Origin of the sequence: Pseudoalteromonas sp. JC28 (assembly GCF_013319255.1) — a bacterium.
In the GTDB taxonomy this organism is placed as follows: Bacteria; Pseudomonadota; Gammaproteobacteria; order Enterobacterales; family Alteromonadaceae; genus Pseudoalteromonas.
Window position 1 is genome coordinate 536,708 of sequence record NZ_QOKX01000002.1, and the last position, 20,154, is coordinate 556,861.

At 43.4% G+C, this 20,154-nt stretch carries 20 protein-coding genes; 5 read left to right on the forward strand and 15 right to left on the reverse strand.

Going from position 1 to position 20,154, the window contains the following annotated elements:
• Positions 1 to 3: 3 nt before the first annotated feature.
• From DS891_RS07560 to DS891_RS07570, 3 genes are read right to left on the reverse strand one after another with little or no spacing between them, the layout of a single operon-like run.
• Positions 4 to 414, reverse strand: a complete 411-nt coding sequence (locus DS891_RS07560) for a DUF1761 domain-containing protein (RefSeq protein WP_010605209.1) — start codon at positions 412 to 414, stop codon at positions 4 to 6.
• A 51-nt stretch (positions 415 to 465) separates the two neighbouring features.
• Positions 466 to 981, reverse strand: a complete 516-nt coding sequence (locus tag DS891_RS07565; protein ID WP_010605208.1) for a response regulator transcription factor — start codon at positions 979 to 981, stop codon at positions 466 to 468.
• Positions 962 to 2,146, reverse strand: a complete 1,185-nt coding sequence (locus DS891_RS07570) for an ATP-binding protein (RefSeq protein ID WP_227387841.1) — start codon at positions 2,144 to 2,146, stop codon at positions 962 to 964. Before DS891_RS07570 ends, DS891_RS07565 begins: the two co-directional genes overlap by 20 nt.
• A 237-nt stretch (positions 2,147 to 2,383) precedes the next feature.
• Between DS891_RS07570 and DS891_RS07575 the strand changes: the two genes are divergently transcribed.
• Both DS891_RS07575 and DS891_RS07580 read left to right on the forward strand, forming a co-directional pair.
• Positions 2,384 to 3,454, forward strand: a complete 1,071-nt coding sequence (locus DS891_RS07575; RefSeq protein ID WP_010605206.1) for a ketoacyl-ACP synthase III — start codon at positions 2,384 to 2,386, stop codon at positions 3,452 to 3,454.
• Between the two features lie 97 nt (positions 3,455 to 3,551).
• The gene (locus DS891_RS07580; protein WP_174169380.1) at positions 3,552 to 5,024 is read left to right on the forward strand and encodes an aminoacyl-histidine dipeptidase; all 1,473 of its coding nucleotides are present in this window, start codon (positions 3,552 to 3,554) and stop codon (positions 5,022 to 5,024) included.
• Between the two features lie 101 nt (positions 5,025 to 5,125).
• On the opposite strand, the gene DS891_RS07585 is transcribed toward DS891_RS07580, so the two are convergent.
• Positions 5,126 to 6,487 carry a M17 family metallopeptidase gene (locus DS891_RS07585; RefSeq protein WP_010605204.1) on the reverse strand — a complete coding sequence of 454 codons (1,362 nt, stop codon included), beginning with the start codon at positions 6,485 to 6,487 and terminating at the stop codon, positions 5,126 to 5,128.
• A gap of 55 nt (positions 6,488 to 6,542) precedes the next feature.
• The gene (locus DS891_RS07590) at positions 6,543 to 6,917 is read right to left on the reverse strand and encodes a hypothetical protein (RefSeq protein ID WP_102057897.1); all 375 of its coding nucleotides are present in this window, start codon (positions 6,915 to 6,917) and stop codon (positions 6,543 to 6,545) included.
• Positions 6,918 to 7,449: 532 nt separating this feature from the next.
• Here DS891_RS07590 and DS891_RS07595 point away from each other — a divergent pair.
• The gene (locus tag DS891_RS07595) at positions 7,450 to 10,101 is read left to right on the forward strand and encodes a TonB-dependent siderophore receptor (RefSeq protein ID WP_174169381.1); all 2,652 of its coding nucleotides are present in this window, start codon (positions 7,450 to 7,452) and stop codon (positions 10,099 to 10,101) included.
• 98 nt (positions 10,102 to 10,199) lie between these two features.
• Positions 10,200 to 11,666, forward strand: a complete 1,467-nt coding sequence (locus DS891_RS07600) for a sulfotransferase (RefSeq protein WP_174169405.1) — start codon at positions 10,200 to 10,202, stop codon at positions 11,664 to 11,666.
• Here DS891_RS07600 and DS891_RS07605 read toward each other — a convergent pair.
• Positions 11,608 to 12,528: an alpha/beta hydrolase gene (locus DS891_RS07605; protein WP_174169382.1), complete on the reverse strand. Its 921-nt coding sequence runs from the start codon at positions 12,526 to 12,528 to the stop codon at positions 11,608 to 11,610. The genes DS891_RS07600 and DS891_RS07605 overlap by 59 nt on opposite strands.
• A gap of 176 nt (positions 12,529 to 12,704) precedes the next feature.
• On the opposite strand from DS891_RS07605, the gene rlmF reads away from it, so the two are divergent.
• On the forward strand, positions 12,705 to 13,562 hold the full coding sequence (gene rlmF, locus DS891_RS07610; protein WP_174169383.1) for a 23S rRNA (adenine(1618)-N(6))-methyltransferase RlmF: 858 nt from the start codon (positions 12,705 to 12,707) through the stop codon (positions 13,560 to 13,562).
• A gap of 526 nt (positions 13,563 to 14,088) precedes the next feature.
• Here the strand turns inward: rlmF and DS891_RS07615 are convergent.
• The 9 genes from DS891_RS07615 to DS891_RS07655 form a co-directional block, all read right to left on the reverse strand.
• Positions 14,089 to 14,280 carry a hypothetical protein gene (locus DS891_RS07615; protein WP_010604434.1) on the reverse strand — a complete coding sequence of 64 codons (192 nt, stop codon included), beginning with the start codon at positions 14,278 to 14,280 and terminating at the stop codon, positions 14,089 to 14,091.
• Positions 14,270 to 14,515 carry a hypothetical protein gene (locus DS891_RS07620; protein ID WP_174169384.1) on the reverse strand — a complete coding sequence of 82 codons (246 nt, stop codon included), beginning with the start codon at positions 14,513 to 14,515 and terminating at the stop codon, positions 14,270 to 14,272. The genes DS891_RS07615 and DS891_RS07620 overlap by 11 nt, the downstream gene beginning before the upstream one ends.
• The gene (locus DS891_RS07625) at positions 14,509 to 14,898 is read right to left on the reverse strand and encodes a Mor transcription activator family protein (protein WP_128732623.1); all 390 of its coding nucleotides are present in this window, start codon (positions 14,896 to 14,898) and stop codon (positions 14,509 to 14,511) included. The genes DS891_RS07620 and DS891_RS07625 overlap by 7 nt, the downstream gene beginning before the upstream one ends.
• The gene (locus DS891_RS07630; RefSeq protein WP_174169385.1) at positions 14,891 to 15,364 is read right to left on the reverse strand and encodes a gp16 family protein; all 474 of its coding nucleotides are present in this window, start codon (positions 15,362 to 15,364) and stop codon (positions 14,891 to 14,893) included. The genes DS891_RS07625 and DS891_RS07630 overlap by 8 nt, the downstream gene beginning before the upstream one ends.
• A gap of 10 nt (positions 15,365 to 15,374) precedes the next feature.
• Positions 15,375 to 16,004 (reverse strand): DUF3164 family protein, encoded by a 630-nt coding sequence (locus DS891_RS07635; protein ID WP_138521764.1) that lies wholly within the window; start codon positions 16,002 to 16,004, stop codon positions 15,375 to 15,377.
• 12 nt (positions 16,005 to 16,016) lie between these two features.
• Entirely contained in the window at positions 16,017 to 16,334 is a 318-nt protein-coding gene (locus DS891_RS07640) for a hypothetical protein (RefSeq protein WP_174169386.1), read from the reverse strand.
• Positions 16,335 to 16,336: 2 nt separating this feature from the next.
• Positions 16,337 to 17,482 carry an ExeA family protein gene (locus DS891_RS07645; protein WP_174169387.1) on the reverse strand — a complete coding sequence of 382 codons (1,146 nt, stop codon included), beginning with the start codon at positions 17,480 to 17,482 and terminating at the stop codon, positions 16,337 to 16,339.
• Positions 17,483 to 17,485: 3 nt separating this feature from the next.
• Positions 17,486 to 19,264: a DDE-type integrase/transposase/recombinase gene (locus DS891_RS07650; protein WP_174169388.1), complete on the reverse strand. Its 1,779-nt coding sequence runs from the start codon at positions 19,262 to 19,264 to the stop codon at positions 17,486 to 17,488.
• Positions 19,261 to 20,154, reverse strand: an 894-nt coding sequence (locus DS891_RS07655) for a hypothetical protein (protein WP_217448599.1), incomplete at its 5' end; no start/stop codon positions are given. The genes DS891_RS07650 and DS891_RS07655, both read right to left, overlap by 4 nt.

The following is a 20,154-nucleotide window of genomic DNA, read 5'->3' on the forward strand; positions in this document are numbered from 1 at the left end:
GAGTTAGCTCATGATCCTAAGTACAAATGCAATGAGCGTAAACTGTAACACATGATAGCCACCGTTGACTAAAAACAGTTTCATCGGGCGCTGCTCAAATATATAGCTTATTCCTAATGAACAGGCGACGAAAAAAACTCCCACACCAAGCCCAACTCCGGTAGCCGCTAACAAAGAGAGCGATAGATCAAGCATCACAGCCATAAACACAGCGGACAACAAAGATAACAGAAATGCGACGCCAAAAGTCATCTTGGGATCGCTCGTTTGTAAGTCAAGCTCTGTCAACCCACACCCCTCCATCCATGTTTTTTGGAACAGCATAGGCGAATACCAAATACCACCTAACATAAAGGAAGACAAAGCGGCGAGAATAATTGCCCAAAGGTTCAATGCTTCAAATGAGAATATCATCGACTAACTCAGCATATTTCATTTTATTTAATAATGAGTATAAGTGAAAACCTACTTATAAACAGGTTTCTTTTGTAATTTCCTCTGCAGCGTTCTTCGGTGCATATTAAGTTGCCGTGCAGTTTCAGAAATATTACCTTCGTTTGCCTTTAGAACTTGCTGAATATGTTCCCACTCAAGTCGTTCTGGAGACATGACTTCTTCTACGATTTCTTGAGTTTTCTCTCCCAATAGCGTTTGTACTATCAAACTGGTACTTGCTGGCTTAGTTAGGTAGTCATCAGCACCCAATTTTATCGCCTCAACTGCAGTTGCAATGCTAGCATAACCCGTTAATAATACAATGCGAGCGCTTGGATTGAGCTGCTTGATTTGTGTTATGAAGTTTATTGAGTTGGCCTCACCCAGCTTCATATCCAACAATATGTAGTCGAAAGCTTCTCGTTTACAAGCCACCTGCATATCTTCAATTAAAGTGACGTGTTCAACACCAAAGTCTTGTTTTTCCAAGCGCCTCATCAATGTTTGTGCGTAAGGCACGTCATCTTCAACAAGCAGTAACTTCATCACTCACCCTTGGTAGTTTAATCGTACATTTTGTCCCATCGGTAACGTCGCTTTCAATAAGCAGATGTCCACCAAGCCGTTCAATTGTCGCATGACTAAGCAGTACCGCCATGCCAAGCCCAGATTCACTATTCACTACATTGTGCCCCAGCTGCGCTAGCCTTTCTTCTGCTATTCCCTCACCTTTATCAAGAATGGTTATCACATGCTCAGTCGGCTCGGAGGTAAATATCACCTCTATGTCCGTCTGTTTTGCTTGCTCATTTGCTCGCACACCGTTACTAATAAGGTTCAAAATCGAAGGCATCAACATAGGATCATCGCACAGCCCCCCCTGAACATTAGTAATATCGAATCGAAAATGCTGCCGTGGAAATTGTAAATTCGTTAATTCTTTTAACTGCTCTGCAAGATGCTCTGCAGTTATCATTTGTTTAGACGCTGACTTTAAATACTCAGTGAATTCTCTAAAGACATTAAGCTGCTCCTTACATTTCCCAAGAGGTTCCGACATTTCTTGAACACATGGATCTTTTGGATACGACTCCTCCAGCTCTTCGTGTAATAGCGCCAAATGTGCGATTGGCGTGGCGAGTTGATGGGTTGCTTGTGCGGCCGCACTACCTAATGCGATTAATTGCTCTTGCTGTAGCTGCTGCTCTCGTAACATGGCAATTGCCCGCTCTTTTTTTCGATTTTGCTTTACCAATATGCTCACCACGGTAACAACGACTATAATAGTGAAAGTAAAGTTAACTAACATCCCGAGCAAGTGAGTGCTCATGTCCATATGGTGGACATGTTCATGAGACATTTTTATATAAAGATAAAGATAAGCCCCAATCGCCCCAGCCGACACCATCAACATGTTGATAGTTGGAATAGTTACTGCTGCAATAACCGTTGGCAATACCAGCAAGGACACAAACGCATTGGTCGCTCCACCCGTCAGGTCCAACAAAATAGTAAGAAACAAAATGTCCGCCAACAATTGCATTGTCATACCAATAGACGCGGCTTCTTTTGTGTTACGGTAGGCGTAAATACTTAATAGCTGAAATACCGACTCCGCTGCCACCACTCCAACCACTGCAACAAAATCAAATTGTTTACCAAAAACTAGAGCTGCGATAGCGAGCATCACTATTTGAATGATGATTGCCACAGATCGCAACAACAACAGTTGACCCAATGCAGAGCTGGGAGAAAACGCAATTTTCATGAAAATATAAGAAGCTAAGCTAAGATAAAAGAATTATACCTAATCTAGCGAAAATAGGTGTGATCGAACTCAGTTATATCGCCGTTTTACAAGCCACAGCTTCGCTTTTATGGCAATACTGTGAAGGATTTGGTATAAATAAAAAATTGGCCAACTGGTCGGATTAGAATAAGAGACACTATGGTTTATGCAAAAATCACGGGCTGGGGTAAGTGCATTCCACCAGCGAGCATCAGTAATGATGAAATTAGCACCATCGTTGATACCAATGATGAATGGATAAGTACAAGAACAGGTATAAAATCCAGACGCGTTAGTCATGTTAGCACTGCCGAACTTGCAACGGTTGCAAGCCAACACGCTTTGGCATGTGCAGGACTTGAAGGTAAAGACATCGATCTTGTTCTACTTGCAACCTGCACCCCGTCAACTATGGTGGCAAATACAGCTTCTTTAGTACAAAAGAATATTGGAGCCGTGGGTGCTGCAGCATGTGATACCAATGCGGCCTGTTCGGGCTTTTTGTATGCATTACAAAATGCCACCGCACAGATCCAAGCCGGTATGATTAAAAGAGCAGTCATTGTTGCAGCTGAGCGTATGACTTGGTATGTAAACTGGGCAAAGCGCGACAGCGCGGTATTATTTGGCGACGGTGCTGGTGCTGTCGTGCTTGAAGCAAGTGAGGAACCAACCGGCCTATTAGGCACCAAAACTGGCTGTGATAGCACTGACAGAAGTATATTACACATTCCAAACTATGGTACCGATATGGACCGCTGTGCAGGCACCGGACCTTCTGACCTCTCTTTTGAGGGACGTGAAATCTTCAAGCGTGCTGTAAAAGGTATGAGTGAAGCATGTGATGATGTACTCAACCAAGCACAGCTATCACTAGAAGACATTGATGTACTTATCCCGCACCAGGCAAATCTTCGTATCATTCAAGCGATCCAAAATCGTTTGGAAATTTCAGATGATAAAGTCATGGTCAATATCGACAAGTACGGTAATACCTCAGCTGCAACAATTGCAATTGCACTGTGTGAAGCTGTCGAAAGTGGTCTTATTAAGCCACACGCTAATATTATGTCGGCGGCATTTGGCGCTGGATTAACCTGGGCTGCGAGCTATTTAAAATGGGGAGAAAGAACGACCCCAATTGCGATGTCGGATGCACGTTTACCTGATTGCGATAAAACAGGTCTTGAGTTGATTGCACCAGCAGTGGCCGCGAGTCAAGCTCAATAACTAACCTACTCTCCCGAATTAAGGTTAATTGCTCGATCTTGCCCTTGGGTGGGTGGTAATATTGCAATATTATTATCGCTCATCCAAGGAGTTTATTGTGCTCAAAGCGCATACCGAGATCAGTCAATTAGAACCACAAGCAATTTGGAAGTTTTTTGACCAAATTTGTACCATTCCCCACCCTTCAAAACACGAAGAAGCGCTAGCAAGCTTTATTGTTGACTGGGCTAAAAGCAAAAATTTAGACGTACGTCGTGATAACACTGGTAATGTGTTCATCAAAAAAGCTGCAACAAGTGGCATGGAAAATCGTAAGCCTGTTGTACTACAAGCACACATTGATATGGTGCCACAAAAGAATGACGATACAGCACACGACTTCGTTACCGATCCAATCAAACCATATGTTGATAATGATTGGGTAACTGCAACTGGCACTACATTAGGTGCAGACAATGGTATCGGCATGGCATCATGTTTGGCCGTATTAGACGCTGACGATATCAAACACGGTCCACTTGAGGTGTTACTCACCGTTGATGAAGAAGCAGGCATGAGCGGCGCGTTTGGTTTGCAATCTGGCTGGTTAGAAGGAGAAATTCTGCTCAACACCGATTCAGAGCAAGAAGGCGAAATCTATATGGGTTGCGCAGGTGGTGTAGATGCATCCTTAACTCTACAACTCGTGCGAGAAGCGTTGCCTAAACACCATCAAATCTTTGAGCTGTCTCTAAAAGGCTTACGCGGCGGACACTCTGGCGTCGACATTCACACTGGTCGTGCAAACGCTAATAAATTGCTCGCAAGATTCTTAAAACACCATATTGCAGACTTTGATCTAAGACTTATCGAGATCAGAGGCGGCTCCCTACGCAATGCAATTCCGCGCGAAGCATACGCTGTCATTAGTTTTGATGAAACGCAAATAAGCGAGTTCCAGGCGCTGATTGAAGCTTATGAAACCATCATTAAGCAAGAATTATGTGCCATAGAAACCGGGATCACATTTGCGCTCAGCACCTCAAAAAGTACCACGTTGCCAATGAGCCAAGCTTCTGAAAGCAAAGTATTAGCGCTTCTCAATGCTTGCCCTAATGGTGTTGTACGCATGAGCGACGATATTCCAGGTGTTGTTGAAACCTCACTTAATATGGGTGTAATTTCTACTACAGATAACAGTTTAGAAGTCCTATGTTTGATCCGTTCATTAATTGATTCTGGTCGCAGTGATGTCGAGGGTATGTTGCGTTCACTGGCTGAGCTGACACAAGCAGACATTGAATTTAGTGGTGCTTACCCAGGCTGGAAACCTGATCCAAGCTCAGAAGTATTAGCTATTTTCCGTGATATGTATGAATCAATCTACGGTGAAAAGCCACATATTATGGTTATTCATGCTGGTCTTGAATGTGGTTTGTTCAAAGAACCTTACCCGAACATGGATATGATTTCTTTTGGTCCAACCATCAAATTTCCACACTCTCCCGAGGAAAAAGTAGAAATTTCAAGCGTTGGCCTATATTGGCAGCAAATGAAAGGGATCTTAGAAAACATTCCTGAAAAGCAGTAAAACTAATCTAAAATTAATTATACCAATTCGGTTATTAGACAAACTAAAAGCCCAGCTTACGTAGCTGGGTTTTTCATAGATTTCAGGCTCTGTGATTGTGATTAGCTGAACTTTTTCTCAAGATAACTAAACATGGTTCTAAGACCCAATGCTTCACCACCAACAGGTCTACCCGGTAACGCTCTCACGTTCCAAGCCATCACATCAAAATGTAGCCAAGGTGTCGTGGCTGGCTCAACAAATTCTTTTAGATACAGTGCAGCTGTTATTGAACCACCAAACGGCGTCGAACCACAGTTAGCAATATCGGCGATATCGCTCTTGAACAGCGCCTTATACTGATCAAACAAAGGCAGTTGCCAAATAGGATCCGCATTACCCAGACCAATTTCCATTAGCTCAGAAGCAATCGCTTGATCTGTAGAATAAAAACCAGGCAGTTCAGTGCCAAGTGCAACGCGACACGCACCAGTCAAGGTTGCGAAATCAATCAATAGCTCAGGCGCTTCTGTTTGCGCTTCTGCCAATGCGTCGCATAAAACCAAGCGTCCTTCGGCATCGGTATTGTCAATTTCAACCGTAATACCTTTACGTGTTTTGATCACATCACCTGGCCTAAAGGCATTGCGAGAAACCGCATTTTCTACCGCTGGGATAAGTACGCGTAATCTTACAGGCAGTTTTGCCGCCATAATCATATTGGCCAACGCGATAACATGAGCCGCTCCGCCCATGTCTTTTTTCATATTACGCATTCCAGACGCAGGTTTTAAGTCCAAACCACCAGAGTCAAAACATACGCCTTTACCAACTAACGTAAGTTTTGCGTGGTTTTCATTACCCCAACGTAAGTCAAGCAAACGCGGAGCATTGTCACTCGCACGGCCCACCATGTGGATTGTTGGGTAGTTTTGCTCTAATAACTCATCACCAATGATTTGTTCAAATGATGCGCCATATTGCTCGGCAAGTTCTTCCATTACTTCAGCCATGTGCTGAGGCATCATATCGGCAGCCGGTGTGTTTACTAGATCTCTTGCAAGATTAATAGACTCGACAGCCGCTTTTACTTTGGCATATATATCAGCATCTTCGATAGCAAGCTTTGCGACAATCGCTGGCAATTCTTTATAAGCAGAAAATTGATACGCCCCCAGTAAAAACGCAATAGCGTGGCTCTCAACTTGCTCTGAAGCGATATCAATAAAATAAGTGCCTTTTGGTAACTGCTTTGCAAGATCGCCCAATAGCCAAAAATCATCGTCTTCAGCAATAACAATAACTCGCTCTACTTCTCCAGAATCAGCATTCGGAATAAGAATATTTTTTTGCGATTGAAGTTGTGCGGTTTTTACGAAAAGCTGTGTCGTACTTGACTGCTGCGCTTGCCATGACGCTAATTCTGCAGCAGAGAAGATAGAAATGGGTGTACCCTTCGCAGAGTGAACGAGTAGGTTGTTCATGTAGGCCTCAAATTTATTATGTTCATACTTAGATTACCAAGGCTAAAAAGAAAATTCACTGTTCCTCGGTTTTTGTTGGCTTTTTTTTCAAGTTGAATGAGCTAGGCAAAACATCCACGCCCACTAATTGACCGACCTTTACGATTATCGGAATGGTAATGGGGGCAAAAGGTAAAACGGCAAACACACCCAATCCTAATCCTTTGAGAATATCCACAAGTTGGGCGTTTGCTGTTTTTAGCTCAGCCTTATGCGCTCGCCCCAAAGTATATCGCTTGTATATCTCAAGCATTTCTTTCGTTTCTTGTTTCTCTTGTTCTAGTGCGCATTTGAGCGCAATCATTGCTCTGCGCAATCTTATTTGCTGTCTGCGTTTACTGATCCGAGCAACGCGCATCGGTGCTTTATGGACAACTTTGATCAGTTTCATTAATAAACTCAAAGATAGTGTTGTCCAGAGTCTATCAAAATTTTTAGCACTTTAGCTATTAGCCATTGGTACAAATTAGCTATTCTAACGAGTAAAGTTATACGTAAAGTGTGCAAAACAACGAACTAGAACAAAATCAACCTCAATTACCACACAAAACTGTACAATAATCACTCACACAAAGACTAGCACCTAGCATTGCTCAATTAATCTACAAAAACTGAATAATGAAATTTCCGTAATCTCGCTAAACTTTGTAACAACAAATTATAAGCAACTGGGTGTTTCTCTTCAAAACTAGTTAAACCGTCCAAAAGTTCATCTTCAACAATAACTTATCATTCAACCTTTGCAATTCTTCTTAGCCTAAACAAAAAGTTATTAAGAAAGTTGCAGTTTCAGAAATCACTGCTAATTTTAAAAAAGCGCTTGCCAACACATAGCAAATTAAATTATATGTGTATTAAAGGTAAAAATATTATAAATAGCCTTTTTTATTGGTATGACAACAACAATCAACTGGGGAAACAGGATGAAACTAAAAAGTAACACGGTGCGCCGTGCAATTCGCTTCGCGCTCGCTTCAGCAGCAACAACCTCACTTCTTACTACCACCGCAATGGCTGAAGAAGCCAACCAAGCAAAAGCAGATGAAAAAATTGAAAAAATCGCGGTAGTTGGCTCCCGGGCTGCTCCTCGCTCTGTAGGCGAGTCACCAGTACCAATTGACATCATCGGTGCTGAAGATATGTCGAAAGCTGCGGGCTCTGACATGCTGGAATTACTGAAAGGATCTGTACCATCTTTGAACGTACATGCAAACCCAATCAGTGATGCAGCGACTCTAGTAAGGCCAGCTAACTTACGCGGATTGCCTGCGGACAGTACGCTGATTTTGTTAAATGGTAAGCGTCGCCACCGTTCATCGGTTATTGCTTTTTTAGGTGGCGGTATTAACGACGGTGCTCAAGGTCCTGATATTTCAGTGATCCCTAGTATCGCGCTCAAACAGGTGGAGGTACTTCGCGACGGTGCTGCCGCGCAGTACGGTTCAGATGCAATCGCGGGTGTAATGAACTTTGTACTTAAAGACGCTAGCGAAGGGGGCTCGTTCTCTATTCGTCAAGGTGAATACTACGAAGGTGACGGCGACACGACGGTTATCGAAGGTAACGTAGGTTTGCCATTTACGGATGATGGATTTGCTAACTTAAGCTTTCAGTACAAAGAAGCGGATGCGACTAGCCGCAGTGTTCAGCGTCCTGATGCAGCAGCATTTGCGGGGGCTGGCTTAGAAGGTGTTGCAGATCCTGCACAAATTTGGGGTGCACCAGAAATCAAAGACGATATCAGTATTTTCGGTAATGTTGGTGTAGACGTTACAGATAATGCCCACTTTTACATGTTCGGTAACTACTCAGAACGGGACGTAAAAGGTGGGTTCTATTATCGTAATCCTACCACTCGCCCAGGTGTTTATGGCGGTACAATCAGGCTCGTTAATGGTGTGCCGATGAGAAGAAGCCCAACAGATGAAGCACAGCAAAAATTGTGGGACGCAGCAACACCAACGGTGTTGGTAGGTGCGTTAAACGGTGGCCTGGATGCACAATTAGACTGCCCGGTAGTTGAACTTCAAGCCAATGGATTGCCAGATCCAACAGCATTAGGGCAGTTGGATGCTGCCAACTGTTTTGCATTCAACCAGATCCTTCCAGCAGGATTTACACCAAACTTCGGTGGTAACATCACTGATACCTCTCTAACTATCGGCGTTGAAGGTGAGTTTAAAGACGGCTTTTTGGAGGGGGGTTACTGGGACTTAAGTGGCTCGGTTGGTCGTAACGAATCACGTTACTTCATCACTAACACGGTAAACGCTTCACTTGGCGCAGATACGCCTATGGACTTCAGCCCAGGTAAATACATCCAACTGGAAAAGAATTTTAACTTTGACGTGTCAAAAGGCTATGACTTTGACCTAGCTTACGATGTAAACGTTGCAGCAGGTCTTGAGTGGCATGAAGAAACATTTGAAGTACTTTCAGGTGATGAAGCATCATTTATTGCAGGGCCACTGACTGAGCAAGGCTTTGGGATAGGTTCAAATGGTTTCCCAGGCTTCAAACCTTCTGCAGCAGGAGAGTACACTCGTCGTAACTATGCTGCTTATGTGGATATCGAGACCCCATTTACTGAAGAGTTTATGATGGGATGGGCGCTTCGTTACGAAGATTACGATTCATTTGGTTCGACTACAAACTTTAAGATCACGGGTCAATATCATGTTACCGAAGACTTCTCGGTTCGTGGTTCAATCAGTACCGGTTTCCGCGCGCCAACGGTAGGTCAAGCTAACGTGTCTAACGTGCAGACAAACTTAAGCAGTGGTGTATTGGTAGATTCAGCACTATTACCACCAACAAACCCTGTTTCAGAGCAGCTTGGTGGTACTGAATTGACTCCTGAAGAGTCAGAAAGTTACACACTAGGTGCGGTATATCGCTCTGGCGACTTATTTATTACGTTAGATTACTACAACATTGAAGTAACTGACCGTCTAAGCCAGTCTGAAAAAATCGTTTTAAGTGATGCTGACAAAGCAGCCCTTAAAGCAGCGGGTGTTCCTAACGTTGATAACTTAGCGCAGGTGAGCTTCTTCACTAACGACTTCGATACCACGACTCAAGGTATCGACTTAGTTGGTAACTATTCTATGGATATGCTGGGTGGTTATGCAACATTCAGTGCCGCATACAACTGGAATGAAACCGAAGTAGACCGCTTCTCTGCTATCACAGGTGACTTCAAGGTATCTCGTTTAGAAAACGACTTACCGAAGCACAGAGGCACATTAACTTGGGCTCAGCAATGGGATAACTTCTCAGGTTTTGTTCGTATGAACTACTTTGGCGAATACCAAGGCGTTCACGTCGATTATGATGCAACAGCAAAAACAGCGGACGCGACAATCACATTTGATGCAGAGCTTACCTACTTTGCAACAGATTCGATCAGTCTATCTGTTGGTGCAAATAATATCTTTGACCAAGATGCTGAAGAACTAGACTTCTTTGACGCTACAGGTATCCCAAATAACAACTGGGGTGGCAAATACTATGAAACTTCACCATACGGTATTAATGGTGGTTTCTACTATGTGAAAGCAACCTATACGTTCTAACTTTTACTGTAACCCAGAAACAAAGGCGAACTAGCATTAGCTATTTCGCCTTTTTATTTTTATCCTATATAACAAAGCAGTTAATTTTGAATACAAACATGTTGTTATTAAAGCGAGCCAACGAATTATTAGCCGAAAACAAGCTTAGAGAAGCTGAGTTTATGTACAAGTCTGTACTAAAACAGTCACCAAACAACGGTCCAGCTCTATTTGGTCTAGGCCGCATTTGCATGCGTTTAGAGCAGTATGATAACGCAATCTACTATTTAAAAAGAGCCTGCGAACATTTACCAAAAATGCTTGAGCCGCTCTTCGCATTGGCCGATGCATTTTTAGCCGTAGGTTCACCGGTTGACGCAAAAACCGTACTTGAATACACCTTAAGCGTGGCAAAACATAATGCCCAAGCCCATTACCAACTCGGTCAATTTTATCTGGACTATGGCTTTATTGAACAAGCCAAAAATGTCTTTAAAGCGGGGTTAGATTGTCCTCATAGTACAGTGACTGCCTTTATGCTGTACGAACTGGTACAAATGTCCTCAGTCAAAGAATTACCTACATATTTAGCGATTTTAGAAAAATTGGAAAATGAGTTTGAAGCACCGAGACTAAAAACCGTGGTCCACTATGCTCTAGCTAAGTGTCATGAACAATTAGGTAACTTTAATGCAGCCCAAGATAACTATGCTTTAGCGAATGATACACAGCTGCTGATGAGCGAGTTTCGTACTGTAGACATGCTGCCATTTTTTGAATCAATCAAAAAGTATTGTGGCAAAGCGTTTTTTGATAAACCTAGTGATAAGGTTAAGACAACATTTACCCCTGTTTTTATTGTTGGTTTACCAAGAACTGGCTCGACTCTCCTAGAACAAATGCTAGTGCAACATTCACATGTTGGTACACTAGGCGAGAATACCGTGATCAGCGATAAAATTGTCCCTTACCTCAGTAAACGCAACAATTCAGAGTTCCCAGGTTGTTTAGACCAACTAAGTAACTCTATGTTAGATCATTGCCGCATACTCTATGTCGACGAGATAAAGCGGCATCGAGTGCCGGAAGAAGTGGTGATCAATAAACTTCCAGCTAATTTTCAAAATCTGGGCTTAATCCACAAGCTCTTCCCTGAGGCGCGAATTATTCATTTAACTCGCAACCTCAATGCAACAGCCTGGTCGGTCTACAGTAATCATTTCGCCGAAAGCGAGCCCTACTTTTGCTCTTTAAGTGAATTTGCCTTGTATGCGCAAGCGCAAAGCGACTTGATGTCACATTTTAACCAATTTATGAAAAGAGATATTTTTACGCTCAGTTACGAACAACTTATTGCAGAGCCTGAAAAGTCCCTCAAACAATGCTTGAGCTTTTTATATCAAAAATACGAACCTGAATGTTTGGAGTTTCACAAATCTAAAAAGCCGGTGCATACCCTAAGTAAGGCGCAGGTCAGAAAGCCAATCAGTACGCAGCCACTGGAAAAGTGGCAGCGCTATGAAGCATTTATTGAGAAGATGATTGCTCAACCACAAAGCGATCAAACCACGCCAGCAAATCTTTAAACTGATCATCACGTGCATGTTTATGGGTTAACATGTCTATGTGCCCATAATTGTGCCGATGGCCGTGCTTTTTTCCATAAATTCTGAGTTCTTGTATCCCCTTTCCAGATTCACGAATAAACGCTTGAATATCGACAGGTTGTGCCAGTGCTTTATCTTTAACGCCAGCAATGTGCAAGATTGGAGGCAACGTCATGTCTTGTAATACCGCGGCATAATTAAAACCGTCATCCGAGTCAACCCATGGGTGCTTCTGTGCCCAGTCAGCGCTTTGTGCATGTGACTTTAAAGACTCATCATCACTTCCCCAACCAAGTCTCTTCGCAGGTAAGTACCCATGCTTTTTCGAATAATAGTGCGCAACGTTAAACCATATCAGGTTTGCTTTAAGTAATTTGCTCGGGTGATTGTTATGTAAACTACGCTTAGAGCCAAAATAAACACATGCTTTAACATGCGGAATTTCTTCAGGAAAGCGTGCAAAAACACTATTCATCAATACTCCTCCCCAAGAATGCGCAATCCAATATTGTGCTCTAGATCCGGTATATCGTTCGATAAAATTCAGCATTTCAGGGATTTCGTGCAAGATTGATTCAGTTTGACCATAATCCGCTTCAGCGTCGATTTTAGGTATGCTCTCTCCTCGCCCACGAAGATCACCAACAAAACAGCGATAGCCGTGTTCAGCTAAAAAAGGCGCTAGCCCTTTATTACTTTCAGTATAAAAAATTTTGCCATTTTCAACCGCACCATGCATAAAAAACACAGCGGGGCCGCTACTATCCGGTTTTGCTATATATCTGAGGTGGAGTTTATGTCCATCTGCTATATCTACTAATAGTGATTTTTGCTCTATCATTTCTTTGTTTTTATTCTTTTAACACTAACCTCATCGTACCAGTTGACTGATTGATAAGTAAACTCTTAAACGAAGCAAATAAAAGGGTTGATATGCCTCTAAGATAAAGCCAGTATTCAAGACTTAAGCGTTCGATTAAAAGTGTTATAATCCTTTTTATTTATTCGAAGAATCCTGTGCACCCAAGAAACAAGCATAATTCAGGCTATGATCTAGACAAGCTTATAGCGATTGAACCCGCTTTAAAGAATTTTACTTACAACCGAGCTGATGGCATAAAAAGCATCGACTTCACTAATCCAGATGCCGTAAAACTGTTAAATAAAGCATTGCTTAAATCAGACTACGATATACAAGTTTGGGATATCCCCGCACAATTTTTATGCCCGCCGGTTCCAGGCAGAGCAGACTATATCCATGCGTTGAAAGATCTGTTAGATGAAAGTAACTTGCCAGATAAGGTGCAAGGCGTAGATATTGGCACTGGTGCCAATTTGATCTATCCCATCTTGGGATCAAGAGAATATAACTGGCGCTTTGTGGCCTCTGACATCAATCCTCTTGCTGTGAAGTGTGCCAAAACCATCGCAGAACTAAATAAGTTGCCGGTAAAAGTGATGCAACAAAAGCAGCCTAATCACTTTTTTAAAACAATAATAAAAGCAAACCAGTTTTATCATTTTTCAATGTGTAACCCGCCCTTCCATGCCAGTGAAGCAGATGCAAACAAGGGCACGCAAAGAAAGTGGAAAAACCTTAACCGAGCACCACAAGCCTCGCTAAATTTTGGCGGCCAAGCTCAAGAGTTATGGTGTGAAGGTGGAGAAAAGCGTTTTATACTGGATATGATCTCTGAGAGTGCCACTTTCAAAGAGCAAGTTTATTGGTTTACTTCCCTTATCTCTAATAAAGACAACGTCAAACCACTTAAACAGCAACTTAAACAGTTCGCTGCAGAGCAAGTAAAAGTGATCGAGATGGAGCAAGGTAATAAGACAAGCCGTTTTATCGCCTGGAGTTTTTTCACACCCTAGCAATGTATATGGTGGGCTCGAGCTCACCTCGCGTGACTCTCTATACCCCACCGTTGCATCTCTGCAACGGGTTTTGATGTACATGGATGTTCGAATATCGATGAAGTTCATGGATGAACGCTTTTTGATCCAATGTACAAAAACTCTATAGCTAATTGTGCGAAAACTACGGGAATATGTGGGAGAGTTCGGGATTGAGTGAGAGCCTATTTTAAAATGAGTTTGATATTGTGAAAATCAGCGGCGCTCAAAAATTTGCGCCGCTTTTTTGTTTTGCTAATTAATAGACGGAACAGTTACCGCTTTTTGAGCCTCACCATTCTGTGCATACGCAGTTTGCGTTTCTTTACTTGTATCGATCATCACCTGCATTGNTGATCCAATGTACAAAAACTCTATAGCTAATTGTGCGAAAACTACGGGAATATGTGGGAGAGTTCGGGATTGAGTGAGAGCCTATTTTAAAATGAGTTTGATATTGTGAAAATCAGCGGCGCTCAAAAATTTGCGCCGCTTTTTTGTTTTGCTAATTAATAGACGGAACAGTTACCGCTTTTTGAGCCTCACCATTCTGTGCATACGCAGTTTGCGTTTCTTTACTTGTATCGATCATCACCTGCATTGCCTCCGCAACATCTGCAAATGTCTCACAACCACACTTTGATAAAAACGCTGCTATATAATGTGGGGCTAATTGCTCTGCTATATTACTCTTCATTTTCTTCCTCACTCATTAGCTCCCAAATTACCTTATATAAAGGTAGCGTTTCGGGTTTTGTAGGTGGAATTGACGGGCCACCATTTCGGCCTATTCGTGCTGCTTGCTGTGGTGTTTCCAATTGCTCTTCTATATATAGCCTTTTTCCAAATTCAAAACCAATTAATAGAAAGGTGAAGAGTACTAGCAACAACAGCCATTTGTTTACTGTGATTTCATCTTCGGGTCTTAACATAACTCCGGCTCTCCATCATTAGGGCCTTTACCTTTGCTAGAATCAAACAAGTCGCCTTGGATCTCGGCCCGTTTTAGCTTTGTCATTGTGCGAACAACGTTATAAACCCACTGCACCGAGCAATCATATTTCTTGCTCAACTCCACATGGTTGTTGCCGTTAAACTCAGCCCATATCTGATTGCTCGTAAGGATCGCATCGAGCGAACGCCCTTTACATACATAGACCAACTCACCACCAAATGTATGCCGGATTCTATCCACGACATCACGACCAAGCGCAATGGCTGCTTCATCATCCAGCTGAGCTTTAACGCCTTCAGTAACCAGCTCGAAAATAGTTAACAGCATACCGTCAGCTCTATGACTTGATGAGTTATCCATGTTCTACCTCCAACCGTTTACGCCATTGCTTCAACTGTTCGATAAGCGAGTGAAGCATACTAGGCTGAAGCCACTCTAAACGTTCCACCGCAACACCTTTATTAAGCCGCTTGGCTTGTCCTTTGGCCCACTTCAATAAAGCTTGCTCAGAGCCATCGCGCAATAAGCCAGCATGAGCCATTTCTATCCACACCTGGCGCAGTTTATCCAGCGGGGTTTTATCCTCCGGCTCTTTGTCACGAGTCATTGGCGAGTTACGACCTTTACCACTCTTTTTAGCCTCGACTTTAAAGCCCCTGCCTTTCATATGATCCAAGACTTTTTTAAGCTCTCCTGCATTCATATCCTTGCAACTGCTTTTTTTAGTCAGATCAGTTAATACTTGACGATAAAGCTCGTCGTCCCAAGCAAGCTGGCCTTTAGCAATATGAATAAGTTGGATGTATCTAGATTTTGATAAATACATAATGCCACCTTTATAGAGATTTACTAACCAATGGGATATGAACCCAGCTACCTAGCGCATTGCGCTCGTAAAAGCGCACGTAGGTTTTGGTGCTGGACAAGATGATTGCATCATCAAGTGCCTGCATCGCGTTGGCCCAGTCTTCGCTATCGCTGGCTAGGCGGTATTTACGCAATGCCATGATCCGCGCCTTGTTGTAATTACCATCACTGTTTGTGCTAAACGCATCTTGTACAATTTGGCGTAGTAGCTTGTCTTCGCCTAGTGTTTCCAGCTTTTCATTGATCACCTTGTCGATGAGTTCTTTTGCCACATTTATCTCAGGGCCAAACGTGATCTGATCAGCAACGCCAACCTCTACTTTGCGCTTGGCATCATAGCTGGTTAACGTAACATTGCCTTTATTTCCGCCTATCTCAACGTTATAGCTTGCAAACAAATCAGCTATAAATGTGTTCACACTCTTAAACACTTTACGCTTAAATTCATCATGCAGCTCTGAAAGTGCCTTGGCCTCATCAACAAACCCATTTACTAGGTCGTGTTTTTCAATGTCGTGGGCTGCAATTTTGTCTAGCGGGACTTGATAACCGCGCGGGTTTGCTAAAAATGTGCGTGCTGTATTGTCTTGTGTATTCATGATGATCCCTTACTACCTTGGTTGAATAGATTGAAATTTGTGAAAACGCTGGCCCTGGCATTTGGGGCAAACGCTCACGCCTTCCCCAACCCAACCGCAATGCGTGGTTAAACACCGAACCCCTGTAGGCTCAATTGTTTCTATCAGCTCACGTTTACCAAAAACGTTGTCCCAAACCTTTACAGGCGCGTTCACAGCACTGGCTAAAAGGTGTTGCATTGCGCCATCATCAGCTAAAAGTGCCTTTGACTGCTCTTGTGAAACGGTGACCGTTTTAGTCACTTGAACCAACGCCATACCCGTTAATTGAATTTCTACCTGTTGACTCATGGCTATACCTTTAAAACTAATGATTCTGTGATCTGCTGCTCACCAATTTGAGCGGCGGCATTCATGGCCTTAGCAAGCCAAGTATTCACATTGAGTGGGTAAGAGCGGTCTAGCTCTGCATCATCCAATGCAATGCCGTGGCGAATGCGCCCCATACACTTGCCGCGAATGGCGCTAAGGGCATCCTCGGTAAAGATCTTGTCAGCATCTACACCAACGCGAGATAACTTGTGGCGAATATACTGAGGAACATAAATCCCTAGCGGCTGCATCCGTATTTGATTGCAGCGCCAGCTAAACTCACGAACGTGCTGGCCGCTTAACTTTTTGGCAAGTTCCGACTGGCCAATCAGTACAATCCCCATCACCCGCCTAAACCCGTGCGTTAACTCCCAAATGCGCTTGAGTAGCTTGATCACATCAGCGCTTAAATCGTGTGCCTCATCAATTACCATTAGGTGTAAATGGCCGTTGTTGGCGCTTTCAATCAATGCCTCTTCTATTGCAGCATCACGCTCTTCAGCACTTGGTTTATGCTTGATTTGTAGCGCTCTACAAATAGCGGTAGAGATAGACTCTGCGGTTATTTTGCGGCGGTCTAATCGTGCAGGTTGGATCAAAATTACATCAGGATGATCTTGTTGTACTTGGTGTATAAAGGTGCGGCGAATAATCGTCTTGCCGCTTCCACACTCGCCATAGAGTGCAATCATGCTGCCAGCGTTCGCGGCCGTTAGCATGTCTTCTAAAATAATACGGTGGGCATCAACCAAAAATAGGTCATCCTCGCTCGTTATCTCGTTTTCAAACGGGTCACGACGTAGTTTAAAAAACTTCTTTGCGTTAGCTGTTAGCATTTCAGGCTCCGGATCTTCATATTCAACTTCAGGTTGTGCGTTTTTGTTTGGCTCATACCAGGTAAACAAATCGGTTAGTTGCTCGCTGGTTGCACCGAGTTCTTTTAAATACTCTGCAATGGCTGCTTTAATCGCTTTGCTATCACAAGTTTTTGGCCAGTCGGCTTGTGTTGCTACACGGCTTAAACTAGCTTTGCTAAATTTCAGCCCTTTAGCGGCTAATGCTTTTACTACTTGGGCTTGCTTAACTCCCAGTACTTCAAACACATGGCTAAGCTTTGTTATTTTCAACTGCTATCTCGCTATCTTCAGCACTGGAGTCTCCACAATTCCTAGGTGCAACTGTTCAACAACCGCTGACACTTCCGTTTCAGCAATACTTTGGCCATACAGCCAATCAATTTCGTTAGGACGCAGCGGCCTACCCAAACGCTGTGCGACAACCATGCGTAAATCGAGCGAGTCCAACACCTTGCCTTTGCGCGGGGCTTCGGCGACTTGCTTAGCAATCGCGTGGTCTGGCTCAATAGTTTCTCCCTTAGGCGCAATGCGGGTGTCGTGCTCAACATTTTTGAGGTGTGTGTGAGCGACCAAAGCGCCCCCAAATGGAGCTAGCTTTTTCTTCTTAGCCTGCTTGATTTCTGCATCACTGAGATTTTCAAAAGCGAGCCTATCCGCTGCTTTAGCTGCGTTTTGAGTCGCTGTGTCTTTGTTTTGGATGTGCTCTTCACCAATTACAGGGGCATCTAACCTAAAGCCATCTTCACCAACACCTGCTGGCTGAACTTGGTGATACACCACTTCATCAAGGGGGGTTGTAACACCTACTAATAAATCCGGCGTATCACCCACAATAATTGGACTAACCGAAACCGTGATCCCGTTACGTACATGCTCCAGTTCACCAACGTCATAGCGGTGCTGCTGTTTGGTTCGTGGGTGAACATAAGTGATTTCCAGATCACCGTTCACCTTCCGTGTTTCACCTGTTTTGGTCAGTAGTAACCTGCAAATTTGCTCATCTGGCAGCATGCGCAGGTAGTCGCGGTTTTGTGGTTGGTATATGGTTAGCCATACATCTGAACGTGCTTGCTTGTGCCGACTATGCTTGCAGTTCATGCCAGGTATTTTGTTGGCGTTAAATGCCTCTTGCCATGCCCATACCGACTCGTTTAGCTCGTCAACACTGCTAACCGGTTCAAACAAAATGCGGCTTTCAAATTGCTTTTCAACAATGTTGTTTGCCACTTCCACAGCCCCTTTAGCGCGTGGGTTGCCAGCCTCATGGGGTATGTTTTTAACTTTAAGTGCATCTAATACATTGGTAATTGCTTTACCTGTGTTGGCACTGCCTTTATCCCATAACAGAATTTGTGGCACGCCCATAAATGGCGAGCCGTCATGTTGCTTCCAACACCACATTAAAAAGTCGAACATATTGGCCTGCGTTTCACCCGCTGACTCGTAATAACGCACGCGGATCATGCCGCTATTGTGGTCAACCAATACATAGCGCCACACTCGTAAGTGCTTTATGCGCTCTAAGTTCTCTGGCTTATTTGCGTAAAACTCAGAGTCATTTGCGTAGCGCTGCACTTTGCCTTTTTTACCTGGCGGGTAATAAAGTAAGCAGTAAGATGGGTCTACTTGATGTACATGATTAGGCGCTAAACTGCGCATTTGAACATGCGGTGTTGCTCTATCTAACGCGCTAACTGAGGCATTACGTTTAGCTAGTACACGGCTGATCTGGCTGGTGCTTAAACAGGCATAACCATTAGCAACCAAGATTGATTTAGCCGTAGTAACATCCATGATCCGCTTACCATTATCACGTACCCCTTGGTTCAAAATGGCCACCAGCATATTCAAGGCTTCATCGTCCATCGCTGTTGTGCCTGCATCACTGCGTTTGGCTTTGCCACTTTGCCAGCCAAGGCTTTTTAATCGGCGATATAACGCGTCTTTACTCAGTCCTAGCGTTTTGCACGCTTGCTCGCGGATTGTGCCTTTCTGACCGTGGCCTGCGTTGTCTAGCTGTTCGGCCCAGTATTCTAGGGTGAGTGCATTCATTCCATCACCTCTGTACCTTCGAAGCCCATTTCGGCCAGCCACTCACCACTGGGGCGCGCATCGTCTAAGTCGCCATAGGTGCGGTGTATCTCGTTCCACACATGGGCAAGTTGAGTTAGTAAAATTTTGCTGTCGGCGTAAAACGCGGATTTAGCGGCATCATAGGTTTTATCGTCAATCTTTACCGTCTCAAGTTGCTCACTAAGCACCAACATTTGGTTAAACCCTTCACGCACTTGGTTTTGGGTTTTAGCCAAGGCTTCAAAAAAGCTTTTGGCTTCGCCTTTCCAGCGTTCGGCACTAAACTTTTTGCTTTCTAACTCAGTTTTAAGTTTGATGATTTCTTCTTCTTTTTTGGATGAAGAATCACGAGATACTTTGAGCATGCGCTCGGTTGCGTCCAGYTCCTGYGYTAACTTGTCTTTCTCCTTTGAATGCTTAGCCTTTAATTCGTCGATTAGCTCTTGAACTGCTTCTTTGTTACCGACTTCCACAGCTTCAGATTCGATAACGAGTGTTTGCTGATCGTCTGGAAGCTGTCTTAATGATTGCAAATGTCTATAACCAAGCTTCATTTTTTGAGCCTGTTCAAAAAACTGCTCACCAAAAGTACTAAGGTTTGTTAGTCTTTCATTTGTGATCTTGGCACTACAGTCAAGGTATGCGTCACAAAACTGCTCCCAAGTGGAAACCGTTTCCGTTTTTCCATCTTTAGAAAATGATAACCCTTTGTATTCTTTAGAATCTTTAATCTGCTGTACTAACTTTAATTCGGAAACCGTTACCATTTTTCCTATAAAGTTAAATGCTTGGATTTGACCCAACTGGACAAGAACACTTTGCTGCTCTGCCAATTGATTCTGCTGATGAACTTTTAAATCAATTAAGTC

What these genes read in the sequence shown, in the direction of transcription:
- DS891_RS07575 (WP_010605206.1), top strand. Translation starts at nt 2,384, where the DNA reads ATGGTTTATGCAAAAATCACGGGCTGGGGTAAGTGCATTCCACCAGCG.
- DS891_RS07560 (WP_010605209.1), bottom strand. Translation starts at nt 414, where the DNA reads ATGATATTCTCATTTGAAGCATTGAACCTTTGGGCAATTATTCTCGCC.
- DS891_RS07565 (WP_010605208.1), bottom strand. Translation starts at nt 981, where the DNA reads ATGAAGTTACTGCTTGTTGAAGATGACGTGCCTTACGCACAAACATTG.
- DS891_RS07585 (WP_010605204.1), bottom strand. Translation starts at nt 6,487, where the DNA reads ATGAACAACCTACTCGTTCACTCTGCGAAGGGTACACCCATTTCTATC.
- DS891_RS07615 (WP_010604434.1), bottom strand. Translation starts at nt 14,280, where the DNA reads ATGAAGAGTAATATAGCAGAGCAATTAGCCCCACATTATATAGCAGCG.
- DS891_RS07595 (WP_174169381.1), top strand. Translation starts at nt 7,450, where the DNA reads ATGAAACTAAAAAGTAACACGGTGCGCCGTGCAATTCGCTTCGCGCTC.
- DS891_RS07635 (WP_138521764.1), bottom strand. Translation starts at nt 16,004, where the DNA reads ATGAATACACAAGACAATACAGCACGCACATTTTTAGCAAACCCGCGC.
- DS891_RS07640 (WP_174169386.1), bottom strand. Translation starts at nt 16,334, where the DNA reads ATGAGTCAACAGGTAGAAATTCAATTAACGGGTATGGCGTTGGTTCAA.
- DS891_RS07630 (WP_174169385.1), bottom strand. Translation starts at nt 15,364, where the DNA reads ATGTATTTATCAAAATCTAGATACATCCAACTTATTCATATTGCTAAA.
- DS891_RS07605 (WP_174169382.1), bottom strand. Translation starts at nt 12,528, where the DNA reads ATGATAGAGCAAAAATCACTATTAGTAGATATAGCAGATGGACATAAA.
- DS891_RS07620 (WP_174169384.1), bottom strand. Translation starts at nt 14,515, where the DNA reads ATGTTAAGACCCGAAGATGAAATCACAGTAAACAAATGGCTGTTGTTG.
- DS891_RS07590 (WP_102057897.1), bottom strand. Translation starts at nt 6,917, where the DNA reads ATGAAACTGATCAAAGTTGTCCATAAAGCACCGATGCGCGTTGCTCGG.
- DS891_RS07650 (WP_174169388.1), bottom strand. Translation starts at nt 19,264, where the DNA reads ATGAATGCACTCACCCTAGAATACTGGGCCGAACAGCTAGACAACGCA.
- DS891_RS07625 (WP_128732623.1), bottom strand. Translation starts at nt 14,898, where the DNA reads ATGGATAACTCATCAAGTCATAGAGCTGACGGTATGCTGTTAACTATT.
- DS891_RS07600 (WP_174169405.1), top strand. Translation starts at nt 10,200, where the DNA reads ATGTTGTTATTAAAGCGAGCCAACGAATTATTAGCCGAAAACAAGCTT.